This is a genomic window from Streptomyces sp. NPDC046931 (assembly GCF_040644655.1).
Taxonomy (GTDB): Bacteria; Actinomycetota; Actinomycetes; order Streptomycetales; family Streptomycetaceae; genus Streptomyces.
This window is the reverse complement of sequence record NZ_JBEYWX010000047.1, coordinates 1-24,872: the sequence shown is the minus strand read 5'-3', so window position 1 is coordinate 24,872 and position 24,872 is coordinate 1. Positions and strand designations below refer to the sequence as shown.

23 protein-coding genes and 5 pseudogenes are annotated in these 24,872 nt (G+C 71.8%); 16 read left to right on the top strand and 12 right to left on the bottom strand.

Annotated features, from left to right (window positions below):
- From ABZ876_RS38530 to ABZ876_RS38500, 7 genes are all read left to right on the top strand, one after another.
- A partial coding sequence (locus tag ABZ876_RS38530) for an alpha amylase C-terminal domain-containing protein (protein WP_361790909.1) occupies positions 1 to 968 on the top strand: 968 nt, incomplete at its 5' end.
- Positions 969 to 1,264: 296 nt separating this feature from the next.
- Positions 1,265 to 2,059, top strand: a complete 795-nt coding sequence (locus ABZ876_RS38525) for a SigB/SigF/SigG family RNA polymerase sigma factor (protein ID WP_361790906.1) — start codon at positions 1,265 to 1,267, stop codon at positions 2,057 to 2,059.
- A 340-nt stretch (positions 2,060 to 2,399) separates the two neighbouring features.
- Positions 2,400 to 3,071, top strand: coding sequence for a UdgX family uracil-DNA binding protein (locus ABZ876_RS38520; protein ID WP_361790903.1), 672 nt, complete (start codon positions 2,400 to 2,402; stop codon positions 3,069 to 3,071).
- An 87-nt stretch (positions 3,072 to 3,158) separates the two neighbouring features.
- On the top strand, positions 3,159 to 3,368 hold the full coding sequence (locus tag ABZ876_RS38515; protein ID WP_361790900.1) for a hypothetical protein: 210 nt from the start codon (positions 3,159 to 3,161) through the stop codon (positions 3,366 to 3,368).
- A gap of 139 nt (positions 3,369 to 3,507) precedes the next feature.
- Positions 3,508 to 4,188 carry an ABC transporter permease gene (locus tag ABZ876_RS38510; RefSeq protein ID WP_361790897.1) on the top strand — a complete coding sequence of 227 codons (681 nt, stop codon included), beginning with the start codon at positions 3,508 to 3,510 and terminating at the stop codon, positions 4,186 to 4,188.
- On the top strand, positions 4,185 to 4,856 hold the full coding sequence (locus ABZ876_RS38505; protein WP_361790894.1) for an ABC transporter permease: 672 nt from the start codon (positions 4,185 to 4,187) through the stop codon (positions 4,854 to 4,856). The genes ABZ876_RS38510 and ABZ876_RS38505 overlap by 4 nt, the downstream gene beginning before the upstream one ends.
- The gene (locus ABZ876_RS38500; protein ID WP_361790891.1) at positions 4,853 to 5,788 is read left to right on the top strand and encodes an ABC transporter substrate-binding protein; all 936 of its coding nucleotides are present in this window, start codon (positions 4,853 to 4,855) and stop codon (positions 5,786 to 5,788) included. Before ABZ876_RS38505 ends, ABZ876_RS38500 begins: the two co-directional genes overlap by 4 nt.
- Positions 5,789 to 5,837: 49 nt before the next feature.
- Here ABZ876_RS38500 and ABZ876_RS38495 read toward each other — a convergent pair whose 3' ends face one another.
- The 5 genes and pseudogenes from ABZ876_RS38495 to ABZ876_RS38475 all read right to left on the bottom strand — a co-directional run.
- A complete protein-coding gene (locus ABZ876_RS38495; protein WP_361790888.1) occupies positions 5,838 to 6,992 on the bottom strand; it encodes a betaine/proline/choline family ABC transporter ATP-binding protein in 1,155 nt (384 codons plus the stop codon).
- A 22-nt stretch (positions 6,993 to 7,014) separates the two neighbouring features.
- Positions 7,015 to 7,659, bottom strand: a complete 645-nt coding sequence (locus tag ABZ876_RS38490; RefSeq protein WP_361790885.1) for a lactate utilization protein C — start codon at positions 7,657 to 7,659, stop codon at positions 7,015 to 7,017.
- Entirely contained in the window at positions 7,656 to 9,140 is a 1,485-nt protein-coding gene (locus ABZ876_RS38485; protein ID WP_361790882.1) for a LutB/LldF family L-lactate oxidation iron-sulfur protein, read from the bottom strand. The genes ABZ876_RS38490 and ABZ876_RS38485 overlap by 4 nt, the downstream gene beginning before the upstream one ends.
- 31 nt (positions 9,141 to 9,171) lie before the next feature.
- On the bottom strand, positions 9,172 to 9,927 hold the full coding sequence (locus ABZ876_RS38480; protein WP_361790879.1) for a (Fe-S)-binding protein: 756 nt from the start codon (positions 9,925 to 9,927) through the stop codon (positions 9,172 to 9,174).
- A 152-nt stretch (positions 9,928 to 10,079) separates the two neighbouring features.
- A pseudogene (locus ABZ876_RS38475) lies at positions 10,080 to 10,525 on the bottom strand (SDR family NAD(P)-dependent oxidoreductase); the annotation flags it as partial.
- A gap of 5 nt (positions 10,526 to 10,530) precedes the next feature.
- On the opposite strand from ABZ876_RS38475, the pseudogene ABZ876_RS38470 reads away from it, so the two are divergent.
- The 4 genes and pseudogenes from ABZ876_RS38470 to sigJ form a co-directional block, all read left to right on the top strand.
- Positions 10,531 to 10,677: pseudogene (locus tag ABZ876_RS38470) on the top strand (LacI family transcriptional regulator); the annotation flags it as partial.
- A gap of 226 nt (positions 10,678 to 10,903) precedes the next feature.
- Complete coding sequence (locus tag ABZ876_RS38465; protein ID WP_361790876.1) at positions 10,904 to 12,205, top strand: alpha/beta fold hydrolase; 1,302 nt, start codon at positions 10,904 to 10,906, stop codon at positions 12,203 to 12,205.
- A 98-nt stretch (positions 12,206 to 12,303) separates the two neighbouring features.
- Positions 12,304 to 13,015 (top strand): annotated as a pseudogene (locus ABZ876_RS38460) (PIG-L family deacetylase).
- A gap of 84 nt (positions 13,016 to 13,099) precedes the next feature.
- Positions 13,100 to 13,993: an RNA polymerase sigma factor SigJ gene (gene sigJ, locus ABZ876_RS38455; RefSeq protein ID WP_361790873.1), complete on the top strand. Its 894-nt coding sequence runs from the start codon at positions 13,100 to 13,102 to the stop codon at positions 13,991 to 13,993.
- Here sigJ and ABZ876_RS38450 read toward each other — a convergent pair.
- Positions 13,933 to 14,127 (bottom strand): annotated as a pseudogene (locus ABZ876_RS38450) (DUF5999 family protein); the annotation flags it as partial. The gene sigJ and the pseudogene ABZ876_RS38450 overlap by 61 nt on opposite strands.
- Positions 14,128 to 14,156: 29 nt before the next feature.
- Between ABZ876_RS38450 and ABZ876_RS38445 the strand changes: the two are divergent.
- Positions 14,157 to 14,480: pseudogene (locus tag ABZ876_RS38445) on the top strand (SRPBCC family protein); the annotation flags it as partial.
- Positions 14,481 to 14,586: 106 nt separating this feature from the next.
- On the top strand, positions 14,587 to 15,417 hold the full coding sequence (locus tag ABZ876_RS38440; RefSeq protein ID WP_361790870.1) for a pentapeptide repeat-containing protein: 831 nt from the start codon (positions 14,587 to 14,589) through the stop codon (positions 15,415 to 15,417).
- Here the strand turns inward: ABZ876_RS38440 and ABZ876_RS38435 are convergent.
- Complete coding sequence (locus ABZ876_RS38435) at positions 15,379 to 16,890, bottom strand: cytochrome P450 (protein WP_361790867.1); 1,512 nt, start codon at positions 16,888 to 16,890, stop codon at positions 15,379 to 15,381. The two genes, ABZ876_RS38440 and ABZ876_RS38435, sit on opposite strands and share 39 nt — an antisense overlap.
- A gap of 131 nt (positions 16,891 to 17,021) precedes the next feature.
- Here ABZ876_RS38435 and ABZ876_RS38430 point away from each other — a divergent pair, with 131 nt between their 5' ends.
- Together ABZ876_RS38430 and ABZ876_RS38425 are read left to right on the top strand one after the other, a co-directional pair.
- Positions 17,022 to 17,630 carry a helix-turn-helix domain-containing protein gene (locus ABZ876_RS38430; protein ID WP_361790864.1) on the top strand — a complete coding sequence of 203 codons (609 nt, stop codon included), beginning with the start codon at positions 17,022 to 17,024 and terminating at the stop codon, positions 17,628 to 17,630.
- 133 nt (positions 17,631 to 17,763) lie between these two features.
- Positions 17,764 to 18,489 carry a DUF2470 domain-containing protein gene (locus tag ABZ876_RS38425; protein ID WP_361790861.1) on the top strand — a complete coding sequence of 242 codons (726 nt, stop codon included), beginning with the start codon at positions 17,764 to 17,766 and terminating at the stop codon, positions 18,487 to 18,489.
- Here ABZ876_RS38425 and ABZ876_RS38420 read toward each other — a convergent pair.
- From ABZ876_RS38420 to ABZ876_RS38400, 5 genes are all read right to left on the bottom strand, one after another.
- Positions 18,457 to 19,671, bottom strand: coding sequence for a lactonase family protein (locus ABZ876_RS38420; protein ID WP_361790858.1), 1,215 nt, complete (start codon positions 19,669 to 19,671; stop codon positions 18,457 to 18,459). The genes ABZ876_RS38425 and ABZ876_RS38420 overlap by 33 nt on opposite strands.
- A gap of 110 nt (positions 19,672 to 19,781) precedes the next feature.
- On the bottom strand, positions 19,782 to 20,831 hold the full coding sequence (locus ABZ876_RS38415) for a hypothetical protein (RefSeq protein WP_361790855.1): 1,050 nt from the start codon (positions 20,829 to 20,831) through the stop codon (positions 19,782 to 19,784).
- Between the two features lie 33 nt (positions 20,832 to 20,864).
- A complete protein-coding gene (locus tag ABZ876_RS38410; RefSeq protein WP_361790852.1) occupies positions 20,865 to 22,142 on the bottom strand; it encodes an FUSC family protein in 1,278 nt (425 codons plus the stop codon).
- 136 nt (positions 22,143 to 22,278) lie between these two features.
- Entirely contained in the window at positions 22,279 to 22,773 is a 495-nt protein-coding gene (locus ABZ876_RS38405; protein WP_361790849.1) for an FBP domain-containing protein, read from the bottom strand.
- A 206-nt stretch (positions 22,774 to 22,979) separates the two neighbouring features.
- Positions 22,980 to 23,258, bottom strand: coding sequence for a hypothetical protein (locus ABZ876_RS38400; RefSeq protein ID WP_361790846.1), 279 nt, complete (start codon positions 23,256 to 23,258; stop codon positions 22,980 to 22,982).
- Positions 23,259 to 23,442: 184 nt separating this feature from the next.
- Here ABZ876_RS38400 and ABZ876_RS38395 point away from each other — a divergent pair, with 184 nt between their 5' ends.
- The gene (locus tag ABZ876_RS38395) at positions 23,443 to 24,732 is read left to right on the top strand and encodes an ROK family transcriptional regulator (protein ID WP_361790843.1); all 1,290 of its coding nucleotides are present in this window, start codon (positions 23,443 to 23,445) and stop codon (positions 24,730 to 24,732) included.
- The last annotated feature ends 140 nt before the right edge of the window (positions 24,733 to 24,872 follow it).

The window sequence follows — 24,872 nt, the reverse complement described above, 5'->3', positions numbered from 1 at the left end:
AGTACGGCCAGTGGCGGCCGAACGAGCACGGCGGCCGGGAGAACCTGGACGCCGTGGCCTTCCTCCAGGAGATGAACGCCACGGTCTACCGCCGCTGTCCCGGCGTGATCACGATCGCCGAGGAGTCCACGGCCTGGGACGGTGTCACCCGGTCCACCGACCACGGCGGACTCGGCTTCGGCCTGAAGTGGAACATGGGCTGGATGCACGACTCGCTGGTCTATGTGTCCAAAGACCCGGTGCACCGCAAGTACCACCACCACGAGATGACGTTCCCGATGGTCTACGCCTACAGCGAGAACTATGTGCTGCCCATCTCCCATGACGAGGTGGTACACGGCAAGCGGTCGCTGGTGTCGAAGATGCCCGGCGACTGGTGGCAGCAGCGCGCCAACCTCCGCGCCTACCTCGGCTTCATGTGGTCCCACCCGGGCAAACAACTCCTCTTCATGGGACAGGAGTTCGCCCAGGGCTCCGAATGGTCCGAGGCGCACGGCCCCGACTGGTGGCTGCTGGACACGGGCTACGGCGCCGCGGCCGACCACCGGGGCGTGCGCGACCTGGTCCGCGAACTGAACGCGCTCTACTTGCGCACCCCGTCCCTGTGGCAGTGCGACCCCCGGCCCTCGGGCTTTCGCTGGGTGGTCTGCGACGCGGCCGATGACAACGTGTTCGCGTTTCTGCGCTTCGACGCCGAGGGCAGACCCCTGCTCGCCGTGTCCAACTTCTCGCCGGTCGTCCGCCACCACTACCGCCTGGACGTGCCAAACGACGTGCCGGCGTGGCACGAGGTCCTCAACACCGACGCGGCCCGCTACGGCGGCAGCGACGTCCACAACGCCGGCCCCGTGACGCCCGGGGTCGGCCCGGGGCACGGTATTCGCCTCACGCTTCCCCCGCTCGCCACACTCTGGCTGGTTCCCGCCACCGGACGTCCCTCCGATGGGGGGCAACAAATTCCCGGGTAATTCCCCGTCCGATAAAATTCCGCTCCCTCGCCTACTTTCCCACTCCAGCGCTCCTCCCTGTCACTTTTCGGAACGACGGAATTGCCGGCAGTCACCATCGGCGACCCATGAAACGTTTCTCATGAATGGTTTGGCATCGGAGATTGCGGGAATGGCTCGTAATGAGTGCTTCGGACAGGTAGGCACCTCCGTGGAAACTGGCCCAGAGATCCCGGGAGTGTGTCTTCCCTGCGGTCTGTGAGTGCGCCTTCCCACGGTGACTGCCCAGTCAGCCCCCTGAGGGAGTTGAAAGCACCATGCGCATCACGGTGAAGTCGAAGCAGCACCCCCATGATGACGCCCCCGACACCACCGACGCCTTCGCGCGTCTGTGTGAGCTGCCCGAGGGGCCCGAGCGCCGGACACTGCGCGACGAGATCGTCCGGTCCTGGCTGCCGATGGCCGATCGCATCGCCCGGCGCTACCGAGGGCGGGGTGAGTCGGTCGAGGACCTCTGCCAGGTAGCGGCCCTGGGCCTGGTCAAGGCGGTCGACCGCTACGACCCGGCCCGGGGCTACGCCTTCGAGAGCTACGCCATCCCCACCATCACCGGCGAGATCAAGCGGCACTTCCGTGATCACATGTGGGTGTTGCATGTGCCCCGCCGGGTCCAGGACCTGCGCAATCGGGTACGGGTGGCGGTCAAGGAGATATCCCAGGAGACCCCCGGGCACGGCCCCACGGTCGCGGAGATCGCCGGGCACGCCCACCTCAGCGAAGAGGACGTCCGGGTGGGCCTGGAGGCCATGGACAGTTTCACCGCCCTCTCCCTGGACGCCGAGGTCTCGGGCAGCGACGACGGATACGCACTGGGTGACGCCCTGGGCGACGCCGACGCCGGATACGACCTGATCGTCGACCGTGAGGCCGTCAAGCCGTGTCTGCGGTCGTTGCCGGAGCGTGAGCGCACCATCCTCTATCTGCGGTACTTCCGCGGGATGACCCAGAGCCGCATAGCGGACCAACTCGGTATTTCCCAGATGCATGTCTCGCGTCTGCTCAGCGGCTGCTGCGCGCGCGTACGCGAAGAGGCGCTCGCGGATATCCTCTGACCGGGCCGCTCCTTCACCGGCCCCCATCCACACTGTGCGGTTCCGCCCCCGCGGGGGGACCGCATCCGGCCGTCCGGCTCGGCGAGTCGTCGACCGGACGGCCGTTTGCGGCGGGCTCACTGCCGAACCCTCCCGGGAACGGCTGGGCAGTGCTCCGCTCCTTCCGGACTATCCGTGGGAGGGTATTTGAAACACGCCGGGCACGGGACAACGGAAGGGAATCGAAAGGTTATTGACCGGAGATTCTTGACCGGTCCCGGACAAGGCCTGTCGCATGTGTGCGAGCCGGGGGAAGGGGTACCCCGAGGACCGGGCCGGCACAGCGGGCCCGGAGGTGAGCATGAGCCGTACCGACGACGCCCGGGCGAATGCCTATGACGCGACCCCCTTCCTGCCGGACGAAGGAGGGCTGGCCGCATACCGGCACGCGGCCGCGGACTGCCGGGGCTGCCCCCTGTACGAGAACGCGACCCAGACCGTCTTCGGCAAGGGGGACACCTCGGCCCGGGTCGTGCTGGTCGGAGAGCAGCCCGGCGACCAGGAGGACCGGCAGGGCGAGCCCTTCGTCGGACCGGCCGGACGCCTGCTGGACAAGGCGCTGGAGGAGGCGGGCATCGCACGCGGCACGGCATACGTCACCAACGCGGTCAAGCACTTCAAGTTCACCGTCGTCCCCGAACGCGGCAAGCGGCGCATCCACAAGGCGCCGAGCCTGCGCGAGCTGAGCGCCTGCAAGCCGTGGCTGCGCGCGGAACTGGACCTGGTCCACCCGGAGGTCGTGGTGGCCCTCGGCGCCACCGCGGGCAAGGCGCTGCTCGGCGGCTCGTTCCGGGTGACCAAGGACCGGGGGAGCCTGCTGCCGCTGCCCGGCACCGACGAGGAACAGTACGTCGTCGCGACCGCGCACCCTTCGGCGATCCTGCGCGCCGACGACCGGGAGGCCGCGTACGCAGGTCTCGTCTCGGACCTGAAGGTGGCGGCACGAGCGCTGAACGGGCACCGCCACGCGTGACCGAAGGCCCATCTCCCGGCCCTCGTATGTGACGGCCGCACCGTGATCGCCCCGCCTGGACGGCCGATCTACGGGTACCCGCGCGCCATGCGTACTCTTCTGCGGCGCCTGACCTGGCGCAAGAAGCCGACCCGTACCGCCACCGAAGAGCTGCTCGAGGAGGCGAAGCAGCAGGAACTCGAGGACGACACCGACACCTCCCCGGGCGCCGGGGGCGGGGCGGGCGACCCGATCACACCGAGCCTTAACGCCAACCGCAACACCGCCGAGGGCCACCCCTCCGGCGACGGCTCCTGACCGGACCCGTCGACGAAGCCGGCGATCACCCGGGGCTCGGTCCCGGCCGGGGAACCTCTGTGCGACGACGCCCGCCGCCGCACCCCGGACGGGCGAGCACGACCTGCGGGCCTCCTCGCCCACCCGGTGCAATGGACGCGTGACCGTGCCCCGGGACGACTGCCTCGCCCGCAACGAGTGGATCTGCGGCGCGTATCTGCGCACCCGCCGCCACATCCTCCTCGACGCGGTGGCCCAGCATCTGCAACTGACCGCGGCCTCCGTGCTCATCGCTCTCGTCATCGCCGTGCCCCTGGCCCTGCTGGCGCGCCGCTGGGCCGGGATCGCCGGGCCCGTCCTCGCCGTCACCACGATCCTGTACACCATTCCGTCCCTGGCGATGTTCTCGCTGCTGCTGCCCCTGTACGGGCTGTCACCCACCCTGGTGGTCGCCGGTCTCGTCCTGTACTCGCTCACCCTGCTCGTCCGGAACCTCCTCGCGGGACTGCGCGCCGTCCCCGAGGAGACCCGGCGGGCCGCCCACGGCATGGGATACGGACCGATCCGGCTGCTGCTCACCGTGGAACTCCCGCTCGCGCTGCCCGCCGCCATGGCCGGGCTCCGTATCGCCACGGTCTCCGCGATCTCCCTGGTCACCGTCGGGGCGATCGTCGGCTTCGGCGGACTGGGAAACCTGATCTACGCGGGCATGAACACCTACTTCAAGGCACAGGTGCTGACCGCGTCCGTGCTGTGTGTGCTGATCGCCGTGGCCGCCGATCTGCTGCTGCTCGGCGTCCAGCGGCTGATCACCCCCTGGGCGAGGGCGGCACAGGGATGAGGACACTGCGCGAGACCTGGCACTGGCTCGTCGACCCCGTCCACTGGGCGGGAGACGACGGCATCGGGCACCGGCTGGCGCAGCACGTCCTCCTCACCCTCGGCTGTCTGATCATCAGCTGTGCGATCGCCCTGCCGGTCGCTCTTGTCCTCGGGCACCTCGGCAGGGGCGGCGCGCTCGCCGTCAACCTCTCCAACGCCGGCCGTGCCGTCCCCACCTTCGCCGTGCTGGTGCTTCTGCTGCTCACCCCGGTCGGCCGCTGGGGACAGGGGCCCACCGTGGCAGCCCTCGTCCTGTTCGCCGTTCCGCCTCTGCTCACCAACGCCTACGTCGGCATGCGCGACGTCGACCGCAGTGTGGTGCGGGCAGCACGGGGGATGGGGATGACCGGCCGGCAGACGCTGCTCCGGGTGGAACTTCCGCTGTCGCTCCCGATGATTCTGAACGGGGTGCGGATCGCCGCCGTACAGCTCGTCGCGACCGCCACCCTCGCCGCGCTCGCGGGGGGAGGCGGGCTCGGCCGGATCATCACCGCGGGTTTCAATCTGGCGAGCACGCCGCAGGTCGTGGCCGGGGCGCTGCTCGTCGCGGTGCTGGCACTGATCGTCGAAGGTGTCTTCGAGTCCGTCGAGCGGCTGGTCCGGCCGCGGGCCGGAGGCTCACGATGAGACGGTACGCGGCGGCCGCGGTCCTGCTCCTCGTCGTCGGCTGTGCCAGGGGCCCGTCCCTGGAGACGCGCGGCCGGGTCACCGCGTCGCCCGGCGACAGCAGGCATCTGACCGTCGGCTCCGCCGGCTTCACCGAGAGCGACCTGCTCGCCCATATGTACGCACTGCTGCTGGAACACGCCGGCTTCACGACGTCCCTGATCACCGTCGCCAACCGCGAGCTGTACGAACCCGCCCTGGAATCCGGGCGGATCGACGTCGTCCCCGAGTTCGCGGCCACCTTCGCGGACTGGCTCAACGCCAGGACCAACGGCCCCGACGCCCCTCCCGTCGGCTCGCCTGATCTCGACACCACGATGAAGGCCCTGCGCAGACTGGCGGCGCCCCGTGGTCTCGCCGTCCTCGACCCCGGCCGGGCGGTCGACCGGAACGCCTTCGCGGTGACCCGGGCGTACGCCCGTGAGCACCGCCTGAGGACGCTGAGCGACCTCGGCGGATCCGGCCTGAAGGTGCGGCTCGCGGCAGGCGACGAGTGCGTGCGACGACCGTACTGCGCACCGGGGTTGAGGAAGGTCTACGGCATCGACGTCATCGCTGTCGACCCCAAGGGCGTGGGTACCACCCAGGCCAAGCGGGCCGTGCAGAGCGGACGGGACCAGATGGTGCTGACCACCACAACGGACGCGACCCTCGACGCGTTCGGCCTCGTCCTGCTTGCCGACGACAGACATCTGCAGAACGCGGACCACGTCGTCCCGGTCGTGGGCCGCTCCCGCGCGGGCGGCGCACGCGTCGGCAAGGCGCTCGGTGCCCTCAACTCCGTTCTCACCACCCGGGATCTGGCGTCGATGAACGAGCAGGTCGACAGCCGGCGGCGGCTTCCGGGGGACGTCGCCCGTGCCTATCTCGAGGGCAAGGGCCTGCTGAAGTGACGGAGTCGGACGCTCCCTGCCGACCGGACGCGCCCACGGCGGGGCTCCGTCACGCGTCGGCCACCGACTCGTACGGCACCTCCCGCCGCGAGACGCCCCGCGCCTCCGCGTCCACCGAGCGGCGCAGGGCCTCATGGAGCTTGGCCGGTGTCAGGACTCCCAGGAACCGTGTCCCGGCCAGCACCGCCACCCAGCCGGCATCGTGCTGGAGCATCACCCCGAACGCCTGTTTGAGCGGGGCGCCCACCACCACCCAGGAGCTCATCCGGTGTGCGTGGTCCCCAACCAGGCCGCCCCCGGCGAGCTCGTCGACGCCCGCCCAGCCGTGCAGATCGCCGGCGGTGTCCAGCACGACCGCCCAGCGTGCCCCCTGTGCGCGCAGCCGGGCCGCCGCCCGCCCGGCGGGCTCGTCGAGCCGTGCGACCGGCGGCTGCTCGAGATCGCTAGGCTCGATCGCGGTCACCGACAGCCGCTTCAGGCCCCGGTCCGCCCCCACGAACTCGGCGACGCGCGGTGTCGCGGGCGTGCCCAGTACCGCCCCGGGCGTGTCGAACTGCTCGATGCGCCCCTGCCCGTACACCGCGATCCGGTCGCCGAGCCGGACCGCCTCCTCGATGTCGTGCGTGACCAGCAGCACCGTCTTGCGCACGGCCGTCTGCATCCGCAGGAACTCCTCCTGCAACTGCTCCCGCACCACCGGGTCGACCGCCCCGAACGGTTCGTCCATCAGCAGCACCGGCGGATCCGCGGCCAGCGCCCGTGCCACTCCCACCCGTTGCCGCTGACCGCCGGACAACTGGTCCGGGTAGCGCGGCCCGTAAGTCTTCGGGTCCAGACCCACCAGGTCGAGCAGCTCGGCCGCGCGCGCCCGCGCCCTCGCCTTCTTCCAGCCGAGCAGGTACGGCACGGTCGCGGTGTTGTCCAGCACGGTCCGGTGCGGGAACAGCCCGACCTGCTGGATCACATAGCCGATCCGGCGCCGAAGCCGCACCGGGTCGACGGTCGCGACGTCCTCGCCACCCACGAAGATCCGTCCCGAGGTGGGCTCGATCAGCCGGTTGACCATCATCATCGTGGTCGTCTTGCCGCAGCCGGACGGTCCGACGAACGTGACCAGCTCGCCCTCGGCGATCTCGAAGGACAGGCCGCCCACGGCCGTCGTACCGTCCGGATACCGCTTGGTGACCTGCTCGAACCGGATCATTCCCTCACGCTAACGGCCCTGGTCACGCCTCGCTCATCAGCACCACCTCCAGGGTGCGCGGGCCATGCACCCCCTCGACGCGCTCCAGTTCGATGTCACTGGTCGCGGACGGCCCGGAGATCCAGGTCATCGGGCGTGCCGGGGCGAGCCGCCGCAGGGCCTGGGGCACGGACGACACGACCTGGTCCGGAACGCGTACGACACAGATGTGGTGATCGGGCACCAGGGTGATACGGCGGCGCCCCTGGTCCGGCGAGCCGTCCAGCACCAGGGTGCCGGTCTCGGCGATCGCGACCGCGCAGCCGGTGACCACGCTGTCGACACGGTCGAGTTCGTACGGGGTGCTCTCCGCCCGGTCGGGTACCTGCTCGACGCCCGTGAGCCAGTGCGACGGCAGTCCCGCCGGCACCAGCACGGTCCGCGCGCCCCGCGCCGCGAGGATACCGGCAAGGACCGACGGCAGGCCCGGGGCGCTCGTGCGGTGCACGACGGCCCGGTAGTCCGCGAGGTTCTCCGCGAGCAGATCCACCGTCTCCGCCGGGGTGCGCTCGCCGTGCCGCTCCCGATAGTCCCGGGGAACGGCCTGCTCGTACGGCGTGTCGTCCTCGGGCACGTCCGCCAGCGCGCGCCGCACCCGGCCCAGGATCAGCTCCCTGCTGCCGCTCACCTCGCCTCCTTCCCTCCGTGCGTACGCTGCCACCAGTCGCGGAACGGTTCCGCGGGCAGCACCGGCAGGTCCCGGCTCGCGCTCCACGCCCTGCCGGGGCCCGGCAGCGTCCGCGGGTGGAAGCGGCGTGAGCGCGACGCCAGGCGCTGGCCCGCGCGCAGTGCCCCTGGGTGGCTCAACGCCCAGCGTGCCGCCCGCATCGCCGCCCGCTCGGCGGCGTGTCCCTTCGCCGGCTTCAGCACCACCTTGTTGCCCGCCCGTGTCACGGGACCGCCCTGCACGACCCGCTCCCGCAGATGCACCAGCACCTCCGGAATGTCGATGGCGACCGGGCAGACGTCGTAACAGGCGCCGCACAGCGACGAGGCGTAGGGCAGCGAGGCGTCGATCTCGCTTCCGGTTCCCCGCAGTTGAGGGCTGAGGATGGCGCCGATCGGCCCCGGGTACACCGAGCCGTAGGCGTGGCCGCCCGCCCGCTCGTACACCGGGCAGACGTTGAGACACGCCGAGCAGCGGATACAGCGCAGGGCCTGACGGCCGACCTGGTCGGCGAGCGTGTCGGTGCGCCCGTTGTCCAGCAGGACCAGATGGAAGGTCCGGGGGCCGTCCGCCGTGTCGTAGCCCGTGGTGCCCGTCCACATGCTCGTGTAGGGGTTCATGCGCTCGGCCGTCGAGGAGCGGGGCAGCGTCTGAAGGAACACCTCCAGGTCCCGCCAGGTCGGCACGATCTTCTCGATGCCGACGACCGAGATCAGCGTCTCGGGCAGGGTGAGGCACATCCGCCCGTTGCCCTCGGACTCGACCACCACGAGCGTGCCCGTCTCCGCCACCATGAAGTTCGCACCGGAGACGGCGACCTTGGCCCGCAGGAACTTCTCGCGCAGGTGCAGCCGTGCCGCCTCCGCGAGTTCGGCGGGCGAGTCGGTGAGATCCTCGGGAGCCGGGCGGCCCCACGCGCCCATCTCGGAGCGGAAGATGTCCCGGATCTCGCGACGGTTGCGGTGGATGGCCGGGACCAGGATGTGCGACGGCCGGTCCCCGCCCAACTGCACGATCAGTTCGGCGAGATCGGTCTCGTACGCCCGGATCCCCGCGGCCCCGAGCGCCTCGTTCAGGCCGATCTCCTGCGTGGCCATGGACTTGACCTTCACGACCTCCGACTCGCCGGTCGCCTTCACCAGTTCGGCGACGATCCGGTTCGCCTCGTCCGCGTCCGCGGCCCAGTGGACGGTGCCCCCGGCCGCTGTGACCGCCTCCTCCAACTGCACCAGGTAGCGGTCGAGATGACGCAGCGTGTGGTCCTTGATCCGCTTGCCCGCCTCCCGCAGTGCCGCCCAGTCGGACACCTCCGAGACGGCCCTGGCCCGCTTGGCGCGAATGGTGTGCGTGGCGTGACGCAGGTTCCCGCGAAGCGTCCGGTCGGCGACGGCTTTCCGGGCGGCCTCGGGGAAGGCCGGCATCCCGACGAACGTTCCGCTCATGCGCTGCGCCCCCTCACCCGGTCGACGATGCTCATACCAGCGGTTCCTCCTCCGTGCTCGCCAGGATCTCCGCGATGTGCACCGGCCGCATGCCGACGCGCAGTCGTGTCATCGTGCCGCCGATGTGCATGAGGCAGGAGTTGTCGGCCGCGCAGAGCACCTCCGCGCCCGTGGACTCGGCGTTGCGTACCTTGTCGATGCCCATGGCCGAGGAGACGTCGGCGTTCTTCACGGCGAAGGTGCCGCCGAAGCCGCAGCACTCCTCGGCGCCCGGCAACTCGATCAGCTCCAGTCCCTTGACGGCTCGCAGCAGCCGCACCGGGCGGTCGCCGAGCCGGAGGCTTCGCAGGCCGTGGCACGTCGGGTGGTAGGTCACCGGATGCGGGTAGTACGCCCCCACGTCCGTCACCCCCAGCACGTCCACCAGAAACTCGGTGAGCTCGTAGGTCTTCGCGGCGACGGGCGCCACCGTGGCCGCGAGGGTGTCCCCGCGGCCCTCGGCCCGCGCCCGCTCACCCATCCGCGGATACAGCTCCCGCACCATCGCCCCGCAGGACCCGGACGGGGTCACGATCGCCTCATAGTCCCGGAACACATCGGAGAACCGCACCGCGAGCGGCTCGGCGTCATGCCGGTAACCGGTGTTGTAGTGGGCCTGGCCGCAACAGGTCTGCGCCGGCGGAAAGTCGACCTCGACGCCCAGCCTGGTCAGAAGTCTCACCACGGCACGCCCGGTGTCCGGATAGAGCGTGTCGTTGACACAGGTCAGGAACAGAGCGACGCGCATCGCGGCTCCTCGGGTCGGCCGTGGGACGGGTGCAGGGTAATCCGCCGGCGTGGCCCGGTGAGGGGAGGGCCCGCCCCACGGCGCCGTGTCGCCTCGCGCGCTCCCGGCCCGCACATCGCCGCGCCCGCCGTCACCTAGGTCTACCTACGTCCTCACCAGGGAAGAGGGCCCTCCGCGTCGAAGTAACCCCCGGTCGGGCCGTCCGGGCCCGGCTGAGCCATGCGGACGATGATCTCGGCAGCCTGCTCGACGGTCTGCGTGCCGGTGTGGTGGTTCAGGTCCGTGGCCGTGTAGCCGGGTTCCACCGCGTTGATCCGCATCTCCGGGAACGCCTTCGCGTAGTGCACCGCGGCCGTGTTGACCGCCGCCTTCGACGCCGGGTAGGCGACCCCCGGATAGCCCTGTGCGGGCGTGCCCTCGGCGGTGACCCTGCTCAGCGACGCGAGGCCGCTGCCGACGACCACCACGGGGGCGTCGGCCGACCTCGCAGCAGCGGCAGGAAGGCGTGGGCGACGCGGACCAGGCCGAACACGTTCGTCTCGAACACCGTCCGCATCACATCGGCGGTCACCTCCGCCGCGCCGATCACGCCTCCGTCCCGCGCAGCCCGCCGTCACCCTGGGCGCGCCGGCCGCGGAGCCTCTGCTGGAGGAGACCGAGGCGGGGCCGGCGAACGGCCGGCACGAGCACCGGCGGGTGGTGCTCCAGCCGGAACTGGTGGTGCGCCGCTCCAGCCTGGCGGCCCGCTGAAGCGCTCCCGTAAGGCAGGCTCATGCGTCCCCGCCCAGGTGGGCAGAACCCTTGTCAGACCTTACGGTTCACAAGGGATCGCTTGGCTGATCAGAGACGCTGCCGTACGGGAGCCCGCCGCCGGCTGAGCGGCCGTTCAGTAAGCGCTCCCCGGTCCCCGGGCACCGCCGCCGGACCATGTGCTGAACTGGGGCGCAGCCTGCCCCCATCCGTCTCTGGAGCCCCGTTGACTCTCAGCTACCGCCAGCCCGGTGTCGTCCTCACCGACCGGCGCTTCACCGTGCCCCTCGACCACGACACCCCCGACGGGGAGACGATCGAGCTGTATGCACGAGAGGTCGTCGCGAGCGACAAGGCGGACGCCGACCTGCCCTGGCTGGTCTACCTCCAGGGCGGGCCGGGCTTCGGGGCGAACCGCTTCATCGGAAAGCAGGCCTGGCTGGGCCGCGCCCTGGAGGAGTACCGCGTCCTCCTCCTGGACCAGCGGGGCACCGGCGCCTCCACGCCCGCCAACCGCCAGACGCTCCCGCTGCGCGGAGGGCCTCGTGAGCAGGCGGACTACCTCACCCGCTTCCGTGCCGACTCCATCGTCCGCGACTGCGAGGCCGTCCGTCACCGGCTCACCGGCGGCGCCCTATGGACCGTCCTCGGGCAGAGCTTCGGCGGCTTCTGCACCGTGAACTACCTCTCGACGGCCCCCGAGGGCCTGCGCGCCGCCGTGATCACCGGTGGGCTGCCCTCCCTGGACGCGCACGCGGACGACGTGTACCGGGCCGCGTACCCCCGCATCGAACGCAAGGTCGCCGCCCACTACACGCGCTACCCGCAGGATGTGGAACGCGCCCGCCGTATCGCCGAGTACGTGCTCCGGCACGAGCCCGTGCTGAACGGCGGCTACCGGCTCACCGTCGAGGCGTTCCAGTCGCTCGGCATTCTCCTCGGCGGCGGCGAGGGCAGCCACCGCCTCCACTTCCTCCTCGAGAACGCCTTCGTGCGCACCGCGCAGGGCCTCACGCTCTCGGACTCCTTCCAGGAGGAGGTACAGGCTCTTCTGTCGTACGCGGGCCACCCCCTGTACGCGCTCGTCCACGAGGCGATCTACGGCCAGGACGGCCGCCCCACCGCCTGGTCGGCGGAGCGGGTCCGGGCGCGGTTCCCGCAGTTCGACGCGGCGAAGGCGCTGGCGGGCGACGGCCCGGTGCTGTTCACCGGTGAATCCGTGCACCCGTGGATGTTCGAAACCGACCCGGCGCTGCGCCCGCTGCGCGAGACCGCGCACCTGCTGGCCGAGCGCACCGACTGGACGCCGCTGTACGACCCTGCCCGCCTCGCCGCCAACGAGGTGCCGGTGGCCGCGGCGATCTACCACGACGACATGTACGTCGACACCGCACACGCCCTGGAGACGGCCCGCTCGATCCGCGGACTGCGGACCTGGGTGACGGACGAGTTCGAACACGACGGCGTCCGCGCGGGCGGCCCCCGCGTCCTCGACCGTCTGCTGGCGCTGACGCGGGACGAGGCCTGACCCGAGGACCGGGTGCGGCGTCTGCCCGCGCCCCCGATGCGCGGGCGGCTCCTCGTACTCCGCACCGGCCGCGGCGCAGGCGCCGCTAGTCTGCGGCCATGACGGAGCCGCGGAACGACCAGCTCGAACCCATGCCCGGAGGACTGGCGGCGCGCCCTCGCAGTCGTCGCCCACCCCGACGACCTCGAGTACGGCTGCGCGGCGGCGACCGCCGGATGGACCGACGGCGGCCGAGAGATCGCGTATGTGCTTGCGACGCGCGGTGAGGCGGGCATCGACTCGCTGGAGCCCGCCGTGCGCGGACCGCCGCGCGAGCGGGAGCAGCGGGCGAGCGCCGCGGTGGTGGGCGTGTCCACGGTCGAGTTCCTCGGCCACCGTGACGGTGTCGTCGAGTACGGCGTCGCGCTGCGCCGGGACATCGCGGCGGCGATCCGCCGGCACCGCCCCGAGCCGGCCCTCCCCCTCAGCCACCGCGCACCTGGGGCAAGATGGCCTGGAACACCCGACGCGGCGGCAGACGCCGGCAATCGATGGATCTTCCCGGAACTGGCGGCGCGGTGCCTCGAGCCCTGGAACGGCGTCCGCTGGGTCGCCGTCGCCGGTTCCTCGACGCCGACCCACGCCGTGGAGGCGGCGCCGGGCCTGGAGCGCGCGGTGCGGTCGCTGCGGGAACACCGCACGTACATCGAGGCGTTGACCGATCAGGACCCGGAGACGTACGCACGGTCCTTCCTGACCTCCCATGCCGCGGCGGTGAGCGAGCGGTTCGGTGGCAAACCGGCCGTGGCGTTCGAGCTTTTCGGCCGCTAGCCGGTCACGGCTACGACGGGGAGTCGAAGCCGTGCTTCCGTCGTCTCCGCAACCCACGCAGACGGCTTCTCGAAACGGGGATCGATGGACGACAAGGAACTGCTGGCCGAACGCTTCCAGACACAGCGGGGGCACCTCAGAGCCGTTGCCTACCGGATGCTCGGCTCACTGGGCGAGGCCGAGGACGCGGTGCAGGAGACCTGGCTGAGGCTGAGCCGCTCCGATGTGAGCGAGGTGACGAACCTGGCCGGCTGGCTCACCACCGTGGTCGGCCGGATCTGCCTGGACATGCTGCGCTCCCGCGCGGCACGCCGCGAGGAACCCATGGCCGACACCTTCGTCCCGGACCCCGTCGTCACGCCCTTGGAGCGCGTCGATCCCGAACAGGAGGTGCTGCTCGCCGACTCGGTCGGGCTTGCCCTCCTCGTCGTCCTGGAGACGCTGGAGCCCGCCGAGCGACTGGCCTTCGTCCTGCACGACATGTTCGCCGTGCCCTTCGACGACATCGCTCCCATCGTGGCGCGCACGTCCACCGCGACCCGGCAGCTCGCCAGCCGCGCCCGCCGCCGGGTGCAGAGCGCGGAGCCCGCGTCCGATCCGGATCCGGGACGGCAGCGTGAGGCGGTGGAGGCGTTCCTCGCGGCCTCGCGCGCGGGTGACTTCGACGCCCTGGTCGCCGTCCTCGACCCGGATGTCGTGCTGCGGGCCGACTCCGGCCCCCTGGTCTCCGGCGTGGCCGCGTCCAAGGTGGTGCGCGGCGCGACGTCCGTGGCGAAGGGGGCGCTCATGTTCCGGCAGTACTCCCCACACGCCCGGCTCGCCCTGGTCAATGGCGCGATCGGGCTGGTCACGGCGCCCGAGGGCCGGCTCATGTCGGTCATGGGCATCACCGTCGTGGGCGGCAGGGTCACCGGCATCTACATCCTGTCGGACCCCGAGCGGCTGGAGCGCCTGGGCCTCGCGGCACCGGCGGCCTGACACGCGGCGTCGGACCCCGGTCCGTTCCGCCACGCGCGCAGCGGAGGCACCGCCCTTCCATCCGGAAGCAGTTCGCCGGTGTCGTCGAAGACGATGGTGCCGTCGCACAGCGCCGCAGCCGCAGCCCAACCTCTCGGCCAAACGCGCGGGCAAGGACGGCGAGTTCGCCTTCGAGCCCGGTGGCGCCTATCGGACGACCGTCACCGGTGAGAACGTCGCGGAGGGCCGTTTCGTCGAGATCGACCCTCCCACCCGGCTGGTCTTCACCTGGGGCTGGGCGAAGGGCGGGGTGCCCGTGCCGCCCGGCTCGACCACCGTCGAGATCACCCTTGAGCCCGTCGCCGCAGCCACCCTGCTGCGCCTGGTCCACCGGGATCTGCCCTCCCCGGAGGCGTGCGCCGCGCACGAGGAGGGCTGGGTGCACTATGTCGACCGGCTCGCCACGGTGTCGGCGGGCGGTGACCCCGGTCCCGGCGACTGGATGTGAGCCGGCGTGGAACGGCCGGTTCGGCGTCCTGTCAGGCCCGTGGAACCGCCGGGGCCCTCCGAAACGGGTTTCTGCCGCAATGACCGGGGTCGTTAGGGTGAACGTCATGCACGCCACCCCAGCCGGCCCCTCCGACCTGCGCGCCGATTGCAGCCGCTGCTTCGCGCTGTGCTGTGTCGCGCTGCCCTTCGCCCGCTCGGCCGACTTCGCCATCGACAAGGACGCAGGCACCGCCTGCCGGAACCTCCGGGACGACTTCCGCTGCGGCGTCCACACCCAGCTGCGGCAGCGCGGCTTCTCCGGCTGCACGGTCTACGACTGCTTCGGCGCCGGACAGAAGGTCTCCCAGGTCACCTTCGGTGGGCAGGACTGGAGGTCGGGCCGCCCGGAGCACGCACGGCGGATGTTCGACGTGTTCCCCGTGGTGCGCCAACTCCATGAACTGCTGTGGTACGTGACCGAGGCGCTCACCCTGCCCGCCGCCCGGCCGGTCCACGCCGACCTCCGCCGCATGCTGGAGAAGACCGAGCGGCTCACCCGGCAGACCCCGGAAGAACTGGGGCGGCTGGACGTGGCGGCGCACCGGCAGGAGGTCAACGTGCTGCTGCTGCGCGCCAGTGACCTGGTGCGGTCGGGTGCGGGGCGCCGCACCAAGGACCGGCGGGGCGCCGACCTCATCGGCGCCCGTCTGAGGGGCGCCGATCTGCGGGGCGCCAGTCTGCGCGGCGCCTACCTCATAGCCGCCGACCTCACGGGTGCCGATCTGCGCGACGTCGATCTCATCGGCGCCGACCTGCGCGACGCGGACCTCACCGACGCCGATCTGACCGGCGCCCTCTTTGTGACCCAGCCCCAGATCAACGCGGCCCGGGGCAGCGCGGGCACCAGGCTCCCGGCGTCAGTCGCGCGCCCCGGTCACTGGACAGCACACCTCTGACGGTGTGTCGGGGAGGGCCGCAGGGGTACGTGGCGGGGCGGCCCGCCCGTCGAGGTGCAGCCGCAGCCCCTCCGGGATCACCGTCAACCGCTCCGCGACCCGCAGCCGGTAGGCCGGGTCCGGCCGCAGCTCGTAGCGGCGCAGCAGGAGCCCCAGCACCAGCGTCGCCTCGTGCAGCGCGAACTGCCGCCCGATGCAGGCCCGCGCCCCCGTCCCGAACGGCTTGAAGGTGTGCGCGGCGCGCGCCCGTACCGCGCCCGCCTCGAACCGGTCCGGGTCGAACCGCTCGGCGTTCGCGCCCCACACCTCCGGATCCCGGTGCAGCAGGGGCGTCAGGACCAGCGTCCAGGCGCCCCGGCGCATCGGATGGACGCCATCCAGCACCGTGTCGTCCCGCGCCTCCCGCGCGTAGGCGGGGGCGGTCGGCCACAGGCGCAGGGATTCGTCGAGGACCCGGCGCACATACCGCAGCCTGGCGACCTGCTCGTAGCCGGGCCGGGCGACGTCACCCCACACCCGGTCCACTTCCTCCCGGGCGCGGGCGGCGACATCCGGGTGCCGGGAGAGATAGTGCAGGGCGAAGGAGAGCGCCCCCGAGGTCGTCTCGTGCCCGGCCACCAGGAAGGTGATCACCTGTCGGCGGACGTTCTCGGGCGCCAGCCGTTCCCCGGTCTCCGGATGCGCGGTCTCCAGCATCCGGTCGAGCAGGTCGCCACTGCCGGCGCCGGTGCGCCGGGCGCGTACGAGCTCGTCCACCGTGCGGTTCAGATAGGCCATGTCCACCTCGTTGCGCCGGGCGGCGCCCCGCAGCAGCAGTGAACTCAGCGGCCTGGGGACCACGTTGCGGCGCTGTGCGAACGTCAGCGTGCCGACCATGGCGGTCACGAAGGGATGCGGCCGGGAGCGCTCGAAGGAGCCGAAGTCATGGCCGAAACCGGTCCGGGCGATGGTCTCCAGCGTCAGCTTGGTCATGTCCCCGGGCACGTCCACGGGCCGCCCCCCGGCCTGTTCCACGTCCCAGCGGTCCAGCAGCCGCTCGGCCACGTCCAGCATCATCGGGTGGTAGCCCGCCATCGCCTCCCGGCTGAAGCCGGGGGCCAGGATGTCGTGGGCCAGCTGCCAGTTGGGCTCGTCGTTGTACGCGGTGAACAGCCCGTCCCCGGCGACCGGCCGGAGATTGGCGACCCCGAGGCCCACATGCTTGGCGAAGCGCGACTCGTCGGCGAGATCGCCCGCGAGGCGCCCGCCCCACACGAAGACGATCTCCCGGCTGAAGTACTTCCTCCGGAAGATCGGTCCTAGCAGACGGCCGTAGCGCATCGAGTCCTGCAACGGCCGGCGGCGGTCGGCGCCGAGTACATCGCCGACGAAGGGGAGCCGGTGCGGCGGGTGAGGGATGCGGTCCAGCTGCGGCCAGCCCAGTTGCGCGCCACGGAAACCCCTTGGAAGCGCGGTCGCCGTCGTCTCCGCCATGACGCCATCTCCCTTGAAGCAACGCAGGTCGGGCCCGCGCCGAGCTGGGCCGACGTGGCATGTTGTACGTCGGTTCAATAGTGGTTTCAGTCTCGTCCCGTCGTTGAACCCGCGTCAAGTAGAGTGCGGTCATGGCCGCGAACCAGGGGGAGCGCACGCGCCGCCGGCTCAGCTCCGAGGAACGCAGGGAGCAGCTCCTGGCGGTCGGGGCGCGGTTGTTCTCGGAGAACCCCTACGACGAGGTGTGGATCGAGCAGGTCGCCGAGATCGCCGGGGTCTCGCGCGGGCTGCTGTACCACTACTTCCCGACCAAGCGTGACTTCTTCGCGGCGGTCGTGGAGCGCGAGAGCGAGCGGATGCTGCGGATGACGGAGGCCGTCCCCGGGGTTCCGGTGCGCGATCAACTCGCCGCCTCGCTGGACACGTTCCTTGCGTACGTCGAGGAGCACGCGCACGGCTTCCGCGCCTTCCATCGTGCGGACGCGGCGGGAGACCAGGCGGTGCGGAAGGTCTACCAGCGGTCACTGGCAGCGCAGGAGCGGCAGATCCTGGCGGCGCTCGCGGCGGATCCCGAGTTCGGCCCGGCCGTCCTGGAGCGGCCCGGCGTGAGGGTCGCCGTCCGTGGCTGGCTGGCCTTCACCACGGCCGTGTGCCTGGAGTGGCTGAGGGGAGCCACCCTGACCCGTGACCAGGTGCGGGATCTGTGCGCCCGTGCGTTGTGGGGTGTCATCGCCTCCTGAGGGGGCGGGGGGCTGCCGCCGTCGCCGCGCCCCGAAGCCGTTCGGGGGCCACGTCCGTTGTATGCCTGGGGCTGGTTGGCGCGCACCCCGATCTCCGATAGGTTAGGCAAGGCTTACCTAAGGAGGTTGGGGAATGGGTGACCGTCATGCCTGGACGGCCGCGCCCGCCGCGGCGGAGCGCGCCCGATCCGTGCTGGCCACGGCGTGGTCCTGCACGGTGACCGCGGAAGGCGGCAGGGAGGAACTCGTCGGCGCACACACCGTCATGGCGGACGGCCGAGTACTGCTGCACCTGCCCGAGGACAGCACGCTGCACGCCGTCGCGCTCTGCGCCCCGCGTGGAGAGCCGTCCGCGGTACTGGAATTCGCCGATGTCGCGCCGGTCCCGGTACGGTCCCGGATCCGCGCCCGGCTGTGGCTCGCCGGGTCGTTCGTGCCCGACGAGGGAAAGCTGGTCCTGCGGCCGACGCGCATCGCGCTGCGCCGGGCGAACGGTGTAGCCGCCGTGGACACCGACGAGTACGCGGCCGCCGGCCCCGACCCGCTCGCCGCGGCCGAGGCCGGCCTGCTCACCCATCTCGCCGACGCCCACCCCGAGGCGGTCGAGCGGCTCACCCGTCTCGTCGAGCCCGAGGGCCTGCACGGCGCGGTACGCGTCCAGCCGCTCGCCGTCGACCGCCACGGGCTGACCCTGCGTATCGAGCGGGCCCGAGGCCACGGCGACGTGCGTCTGACGTTCCACCGGCCCGCCGATGACGCCGCCCAGCTGACCGAGCGCATGCATGTGCTGCTCGCGCAGGCCCAGCGGGCCGCCTGCCCCCGGACGCTACAGCGGCAGCGCACAGACGGCGACAGGTGAGGCGAACGGCTCGCCCGCCGGCCGCAGCCCACCGCTCGCACGGTCGACGTGGAACACACTGACCGTGCCGGACCGCTGGTTCGCCGCGAACAGCAGCCGCCCGTCCGGGGAAAGCGAGATATGACGCGGGAAGTCACCGCCCACCGGCACCGTGTCCAGCAGCCGCAGCCGGGCGCCGCCCGCCTCGACGGCGTACCGGGTCACACTGTTGTGGCCACGGTTGGCGAGGTAGGCGTACGACCCGTCCGCCGTCACCACGAACTGTGCCGGATAGCTCGTTCCCCCGCCCGTGCCCGTGGACTGGGGCTCACCCGGGGTGAGACGCCCGGTCCCGGGATCGTAGGCGCAGACGACGGCCGTGTTGTCGACCTCGTTCGCCAGGTAGGCGAAGCGACCGCCGGGGTGGAACGTCAGATGCCGGGGCCCCGCGCCCGGCCGGGTCCGCGCCCGGGAGACCTCGACGAGCGTGCCCCGGGAGGGATCGAGACGGTAGCTGTAGACGGTGTCCGTGCCCAGGTCGACGGCCAGTACATGGTCACCGTCGGGGCCGGTGAGGGACTGATGGGCGTGCGGCCCCTGCTGGCCCGGACCCGGTGGCGGGCTCGAGTGCGCGACGAGGTCGGTGCGCTCGCCCAGCGCGCCCGAGGGGTCGATGGGGTGCACCGTCACGCTGCCCGAGAGGTAGTTGGCGCTGAGCAGCCACCGGCCGCTCGGATGGACCGACAGATGACAGGGGCCCGACCCTCCCGTGCCGCGGGCGCCGAGGACCTTGTGCCCGTCCAGGCGTACGGCCGTCACCGAACCGTCCTGTCGCTCGTCGACCGCGTAGAGCGTGCGCCCGTCGGGATGCACCGCGAGGTACGAGGGGTCGGGCACGCCGCTCAGTGTGCCCGACCCGGTGATCCTTCCGCTCTCCGGGTCGTACGACGCGAGGCCGATGCCCTGGCCGCCGCCCTCGGCGGAGGTGTACGTGCCGAGGAACAACGGGCGGGGGCCGAGGGAACGGCGCGGCGCCGAGGGCGGGCCGGCCGGAGCCGGCCGGCGGGCGTCCGCAGCCTGCCCAGGCGCCGCGGGTGCCGGGACCGTGGCCATCGCGGTCGCGGCCGTGGCGGCGCCGAGGAAACGACGCCTGGTCCAGCCCCTGCCGGACGAAGCCCGTGTCCCGTCCGCACCCCTGCTCATCCCGCACCTCGAGAGTCGACGACCTCATCTGAGACGGCCACCATGGCCCGTACCGGCCGTCAAAGGCAAGAAAGGCAACGCGCGTTGCGGAAAGCGCAACGGCGCCTCGTCTACCAGTCGCCGTCCTGCACCGGGCGGCCCGGCGCGTCGCCCAGGGGCTTCACCTGGTGCGGTGACGGCTGCTGCCACGGCTCGTGGTCGTCGCCGAGCCAGTCGCCGGCCGGCTTGACTCCGCCGAGCGTGTCCGTCGGCGCGAGGTCCTCGCCGTCCTGGTCGTAGTAGTCGAACCACGGCAGCCCCGCCTCGGTGTACGCCGCACGGTCCACCGGAGACGGCGGGGGCGCCTCGCCCGTGATCCGGCGCCACTGCGGAGGCGTCACCAGATGCACGAACACCCGCCCGGCCGGCTCCTTGGCCCAGCTGCCGCGCGGCCAGTCGTCCCGGTAGACCTCCTGGCGCATCGAGCCGCCGACGCCCAGTCCCATCGCGGGGGCGCTCGGCGGCGGACCGCCCGCGGCCCGGGCCATGGCGGGCGCCGGCGCGGCGCCAGGGGCCGGCGGAGCGCCCCCGTACAGACCCGAGCCCGCCCGTGACCTGGCGATCTCCAGGGCCTGCTCGCGCTTGCGCCGCTCCTCCTCACGCCACTTCGCCAGCGGTGCCTCCCGCAGCGGGAAGGCCTGCAACTGCACGCCGCCCCACACCTCCTCGCCGGTGACCTGTCCCTCGACCGTGGCCCCCAGTCCCAGAGGCACCGCCACGAACTGGCGGACCGTGCCCCGGCCGGAGTTGATCCCGTCGAGCCACGGCTGGCGCGGCAGCACCACGTAGTTCTGCGGATTCCGGGTGAGGCGGGAGCTCCAGGGCCTGCCGGAGACCGCGCACACCTTGCCCACACCCACCTGCAGGGCGGCCGGTTCCGACGCACCGAAGCTCAGCCACAGGGCCTCACGCAGATACACCGGCACCATCACCCCGCCGCGCGCCCGCCACTCGTCGGGCACCGTCCGCGCGTAGTCCTCCACCCGGCGGACGGGAAACTCGCCCAGCCCCGGCGGCAGCGGGTGCGTGCCCGTCTCCGGCAGCCGCAGCGTCCGTATGAACCGGACTCGTACACCCCCCGGCAGCAGCAGTGTGTTCCCGTCGATCCGCGCCGCGTCCATGCGCCCCCCTCTTTTCGGTCCGTCCATCCCTCGTCATCTGGAACGACCGGGCGGCCATGGACGGTTCCGGCCCCGGCGCACATCGCGCAGCCGGGGGAGCCCCGGGCGCCGCACGCGCTCCCGCACCCTGGTGAGAAGCGGGTACCGCTGGCGCTGCTCGAGGGCGACGCGGTCCAGCTCCTCCAGCAGACGGCGGGTGCGGTGCTCGGTGTCCAGCTCGTCCAGGATGCGGTTGACCTCGGTCAGCACGGCGCCCTGCAGATGCCAGTGCTGTGAGTCCCGCTGCACGTTCTCCAGCAGCAACTGGGCCAGCTTGTCGCGGGTCGCGCCCGCCGTGACCAGTTCCTCGGCGAGCCGCTCCTCCGCGGACTCCGCGCTGCGGCTGACGTCGGTGGTGACGAGGACCCCGAAGCTGACCACGGCGTCGCCGATCTCGGACAGCAGCCGCTCCAGCACCGCCCCGGTCTCCGGCTCGAACAGCGGGTCGGGTTCGCGTTGCTTCGCCAGGTCGGCGAGGCTTCGGGCGATCACCCGCAGCACCACGGTGCAGATCTCCAGCGTGTCCAGACCGGTGCGCAGCACGATCCGGTGGAGCAGGCCCTCACGGACCCGGGGGTTGAGCTTCAGACTGTCCTCGGCCTGCCGCAGCGCCGCGTCCACTTCGACGATGTCGTGGTCGAGCCGGCGCGCCTCGAACAGCCGTGCCGTCGCCAGGGCCGCGGGGACCCGTCCCGCCGCCTGCTCGCCGACGCGCAGCATCAGCTGCCGCATCCGGCGTGCCAGATCCTCGATGGACTCCCCGGCGGTGCTCACCCACACCGGCGGAGCGAAGAACAGATTCGTCCCCAGGCCGACCACCGCGCCGATGACGGTCTCCAGGACCCGGGCCCAGGCCGTGCTGCCGACCTGGGTCACCCCGAGGACCAGCATGGCGCTGATCGCCACCTCGGGCACGTACTCGCTGACCCGTACGACATGGCCGACGGCGAGCGAGGCCAGGATGATCAGCGCCAGGCTCCACCAGGTCAGACCGACCAGGATGCTGAAACCGATGGCGATGACGACGCCCGCCACCACGGAGTTCACCCGGCGCACACTGTTGGTGAGCGTCGCGTACAGCGTCACCTGGACCACCAGGAGGGCTGTCAGGGGCGCGGTGAGCGGGGCAGGCTCGGGGCTGAGGCGCACGGCGACCACGTAGGCGACGGTCGCGGCCGCGGTCGAACGAACCGCTTGGACGACCTCGGGCACCTGCCGCCATTTCACGAGCCGGGCGGTGACCCTCGCCCATGCCTCACGCACATCTCGCATCCCTATGGCTCTTCCCGCTCCACCTGGGCATCGAACGTATGAGTGGGAAGGGTCACCGTGGAAGGGGCACCGTGTACGGTCCGGCGCCTCGCCGCCGGGCGGTCGCGAGGCGCCGGGGCCCGGCGCGCGGCTCGGCTCAGGCGTGCAGCTTGTCCAGGAAGGCGTACAGGTTGTCCATCATCCGGGAGATCTGCTGCTCCGGGGTGAGGCTCTCCTCGAAACGGCCACCGGCCTCGGGCGCCTTCTTCCCGCGTATGTACAGCGGGCAGGCGAGGTCGGTGCACATGTAGACACCGACCGAATTCCCCTCGCGTCCCGCCGCGCCCGCCTTGCGGGCCGTCATCAGGGAGACGCCGTTGCCCGGGTGCGTGGTGAGACAGAGCGAGCACATACTCCGGTGCAGAAAGCCGCGCTGCGAGGACGGAAAGCGCAGCGCGACGCCGACGAGACGGCCGGCGCGTTCGGTGACGAGACAGCTGCGGTCGGGTGCCCCCGGGTCCCGCCAGCCCAGGAAATCCAGGTCGTCCCAGGGGCGTTCGCCGAGGTCGCGGGGCACCGCCAGCCGCTTCGCCTCTCCCTTCGAGCAGTTGATGAACGCGTTGCGGATGTCCTGCTCGGTGAGCGACCTCATGATGAGTCCTTCTGCGGAACGACGCTGAACCCGGGTCCATGGAACCTAGGGCTCTTAGGTTTCTGCCTAGGCTAGCGACGGGGGAGCGGGCAGAACCAATGGATTTCCGGAGCGGCCGGAGATCGTCGGCACACGGGGCGAACAGGCCCGAGTCGAACAGGCCCGCGTCCACCGTACTTACTTGGCGGACCCGCCACGAGCGGCCGCTAGGCGTCCTTCTCCGGTGTGCCCGCCTGGGCCCGCACCTGGCCCTCGACGTCGCTTCGTGCCCTGCCGTGGTGCTTCGCGTACTCGGCGATCTCGATCTGAAGGTCGCGGTCGAGGTCCCGCCAGGCACGGACGGCGGTTTCGTACATGTCGGATTGCCGCTTGGTCCATGTGCTCGCGGTGGGCGGGCCGTACATTTCACGCAGCCCCGCCGCCTTTGTCTCCGCCTCGCTCGCCGCCCGCTGCATCTCCACAATCTCTTCAAATGTCTTCGCCACGGCCCCGGATATTAGGCGGGCTCGTCGGGGCCGGGTTCCACGACCCGCTCGGCAGGCGCGGAGATCGACCGGTCGGCCCCAGGTATCATGCCTTAAATTAGGTTCTGATTTAAGCAGGTTAAGGCTGCGCCCGGGGTGCGGCGCGGCAGTATCGTGCGGATCGGGCAGGGCCGGAAGGAGTCACATGGCGGGGCGGAACGGGCGCACGGTACGCGACCTGCGCCGGGGCAATCGCGCCGAAGTGCTGCGGCGGCTGTACTTCGACGGTCCGATGAGCCGGTTCGAACTGGGCCCGGCGACCGGTCTGAGCTCCGGCTCCATCAGCAACGTGGTCACCGAACTGGTCGCGGACCAACTGGTGGAGGAGGCCGGCAGCGTCGACTCCGACGGCGGCCGCCCGCGCACCCTGCTGCGCGTCGCGCCCGCCGGCGGGCACATGATCGGCATCGATGTCGGCGAGACCCGTGTCCGCGTCGAGCTGTTCGATCTGGCCCTCACCGAACTCGCCCGGACCGACCGGGCGTTGGAGCACCAGCGGTACGACGTCGAGGTCGTCGTCGGGCACATCCGCGACGGCATCGAGGAGGTCCTGGCGGCCGCCGGCATCGCCCCCGAACGGCTTCTGGGCGTCGGCATCGGCGTACCCGGCATCGTGGCCCGCACCCCCGGGCAGGGCGCCGTCGTGCACGGGCAGACCATCGGCTGGGACGCCGTGCCGGTGGAATCCCTGCTCCGCTCCACGTGCCGGCTCCCGGACTCCGTCCCCTACTTCATCGACAACGGGGCCAGGACCCTCGGCCAGGCCGAGATGTGGTTCGGCGCCGGGCGCGGCGCCCACAGCGCGGTCGTGGTCCTCTTCGGCTCCGGCGTCGGAGCCTGCCTGGTCACCGAGGAGGCGGGCAGCGGGCGCGCCGTGGAGTGGGGTCATCTGACGGTACGGGTGAGGGGGCGGCGCTGCCGTTGCGGCGCCCTCGGCTGCCTGGAGGCGTATGCGGGTGCGGAGGCGCTCATCGACCGCTGGCGCGAACAGGGCGGGCGGCCCCCCGAGCGTGCCGACGAGGAGACGGCGCTGACCGCCCTGCTGGCCGCCGCCTACCCGCCCGACGGCGTGGAGGCGGACCCGGTGGCGCTCGCCCTCCTGGAGGAGACCGCCGAGTACCTGGGCGCGGGCCTGTCCGACCTGATCAACCTCTTCCAGCCCGAGCGGATCCTGATCGGCGGCTGGGCGGGTCTCCAACTCGGCTCCCGGTTCCTGCCGGCGGTGCGCCGGCACGCGACGGCCTACGCCCTGCGGTATCCGGCCGAGCGGGTCTCCATCGAGCTCGGCAGACTCGGTCCGGACGCGGTGACGGTCGGTGCGGCGATCCTGCCGCTTGCGGACTTCTTCGGCCGCGGCGGGCGACGTGCGGAAGGCGCGCAGGAGGGGAGACGGCCCACCTGGCGGACGGCACTGGAGGAACGGTCGCCGCGCTGACCGGGCGTGGGGGGATGGTTGCCGCGTCGACTCGGCGTGGGGGGAATGGTCGCCGCGCTGAGCGGGCGAGGGGGGATGGTCGCCGCGCTGAGCGGGCGAGGGGGGATGGTCGCCGCGCTGAGCGGGCGAGGGGGGATGGT

Bases quoted from the DNA above. Each gene is read 5' to 3' on its own strand.
- ABZ876_RS38405 (WP_361790849.1), bottom strand. From the start codon at position 22,773: ATGAGGTCGCTCACCGAGCAGGACATCCGCAACGCGTTCATCAACTGC.
- ABZ876_RS38430 (WP_361790864.1), top strand. From the start codon at position 17,022: ATGGCCGCGAACCAGGGGGAGCGCACGCGCCGCCGGCTCAGCTCCGAG.
- ABZ876_RS38495 (WP_361790888.1), bottom strand. From the start codon at position 6,992: ATGATCCGGTTCGAGCAGGTCACCAAGCGGTATCCGGACGGTACGACG.
- sigJ (WP_361790873.1), top strand. From the start codon at position 13,100: ATGGACGACAAGGAACTGCTGGCCGAACGCTTCCAGACACAGCGGGGG.
- ABZ876_RS38440 (WP_361790870.1), top strand. From the start codon at position 14,587: ATGCACGCCACCCCAGCCGGCCCCTCCGACCTGCGCGCCGATTGCAGC.
- ABZ876_RS38505 (WP_361790894.1), top strand. From the start codon at position 4,185: ATGAGGACACTGCGCGAGACCTGGCACTGGCTCGTCGACCCCGTCCAC.
- ABZ876_RS38500 (WP_361790891.1), top strand. From the start codon at position 4,853: ATGAGACGGTACGCGGCGGCCGCGGTCCTGCTCCTCGTCGTCGGCTGT.
- ABZ876_RS38395 (WP_361790843.1), top strand. From the start codon at position 23,443: ATGGCGGGGCGGAACGGGCGCACGGTACGCGACCTGCGCCGGGGCAAT.
- ABZ876_RS38410 (WP_361790852.1), bottom strand. From the start codon at position 22,142: ATGCGAGATGTGCGTGAGGCATGGGCGAGGGTCACCGCCCGGCTCGTG.
- ABZ876_RS38425 (WP_361790861.1), top strand. From the start codon at position 17,764: ATGGGTGACCGTCATGCCTGGACGGCCGCGCCCGCCGCGGCGGAGCGC.
- ABZ876_RS38485 (WP_361790882.1), bottom strand. From the start codon at position 9,140: ATGAGCGGAACGTTCGTCGGGATGCCGGCCTTCCCCGAGGCCGCCCGG.
- ABZ876_RS38525 (WP_361790906.1), top strand. From the start codon at position 1,265: ATGCGCATCACGGTGAAGTCGAAGCAGCACCCCCATGATGACGCCCCC.
- ABZ876_RS38420 (WP_361790858.1), bottom strand. From the start codon at position 19,671: ATGAGCAGGGGTGCGGACGGGACACGGGCTTCGTCCGGCAGGGGCTGG.
- ABZ876_RS38520 (WP_361790903.1), top strand. From the start codon at position 2,400: ATGAGCCGTACCGACGACGCCCGGGCGAATGCCTATGACGCGACCCCC.
- ABZ876_RS38415 (WP_361790855.1), bottom strand. From the start codon at position 20,831: ATGGACGCGGCGCGGATCGACGGGAACACACTGCTGCTGCCGGGGGGT.
- ABZ876_RS38515 (WP_361790900.1), top strand. From the start codon at position 3,159: ATGCGTACTCTTCTGCGGCGCCTGACCTGGCGCAAGAAGCCGACCCGT.
- ABZ876_RS38435 (WP_361790867.1), bottom strand. From the start codon at position 16,890: ATGGCGGAGACGACGGCGACCGCGCTTCCAAGGGGTTTCCGTGGCGCG.
- ABZ876_RS38480 (WP_361790879.1), bottom strand. From the start codon at position 9,927: ATGCGCGTCGCTCTGTTCCTGACCTGTGTCAACGACACGCTCTATCCG.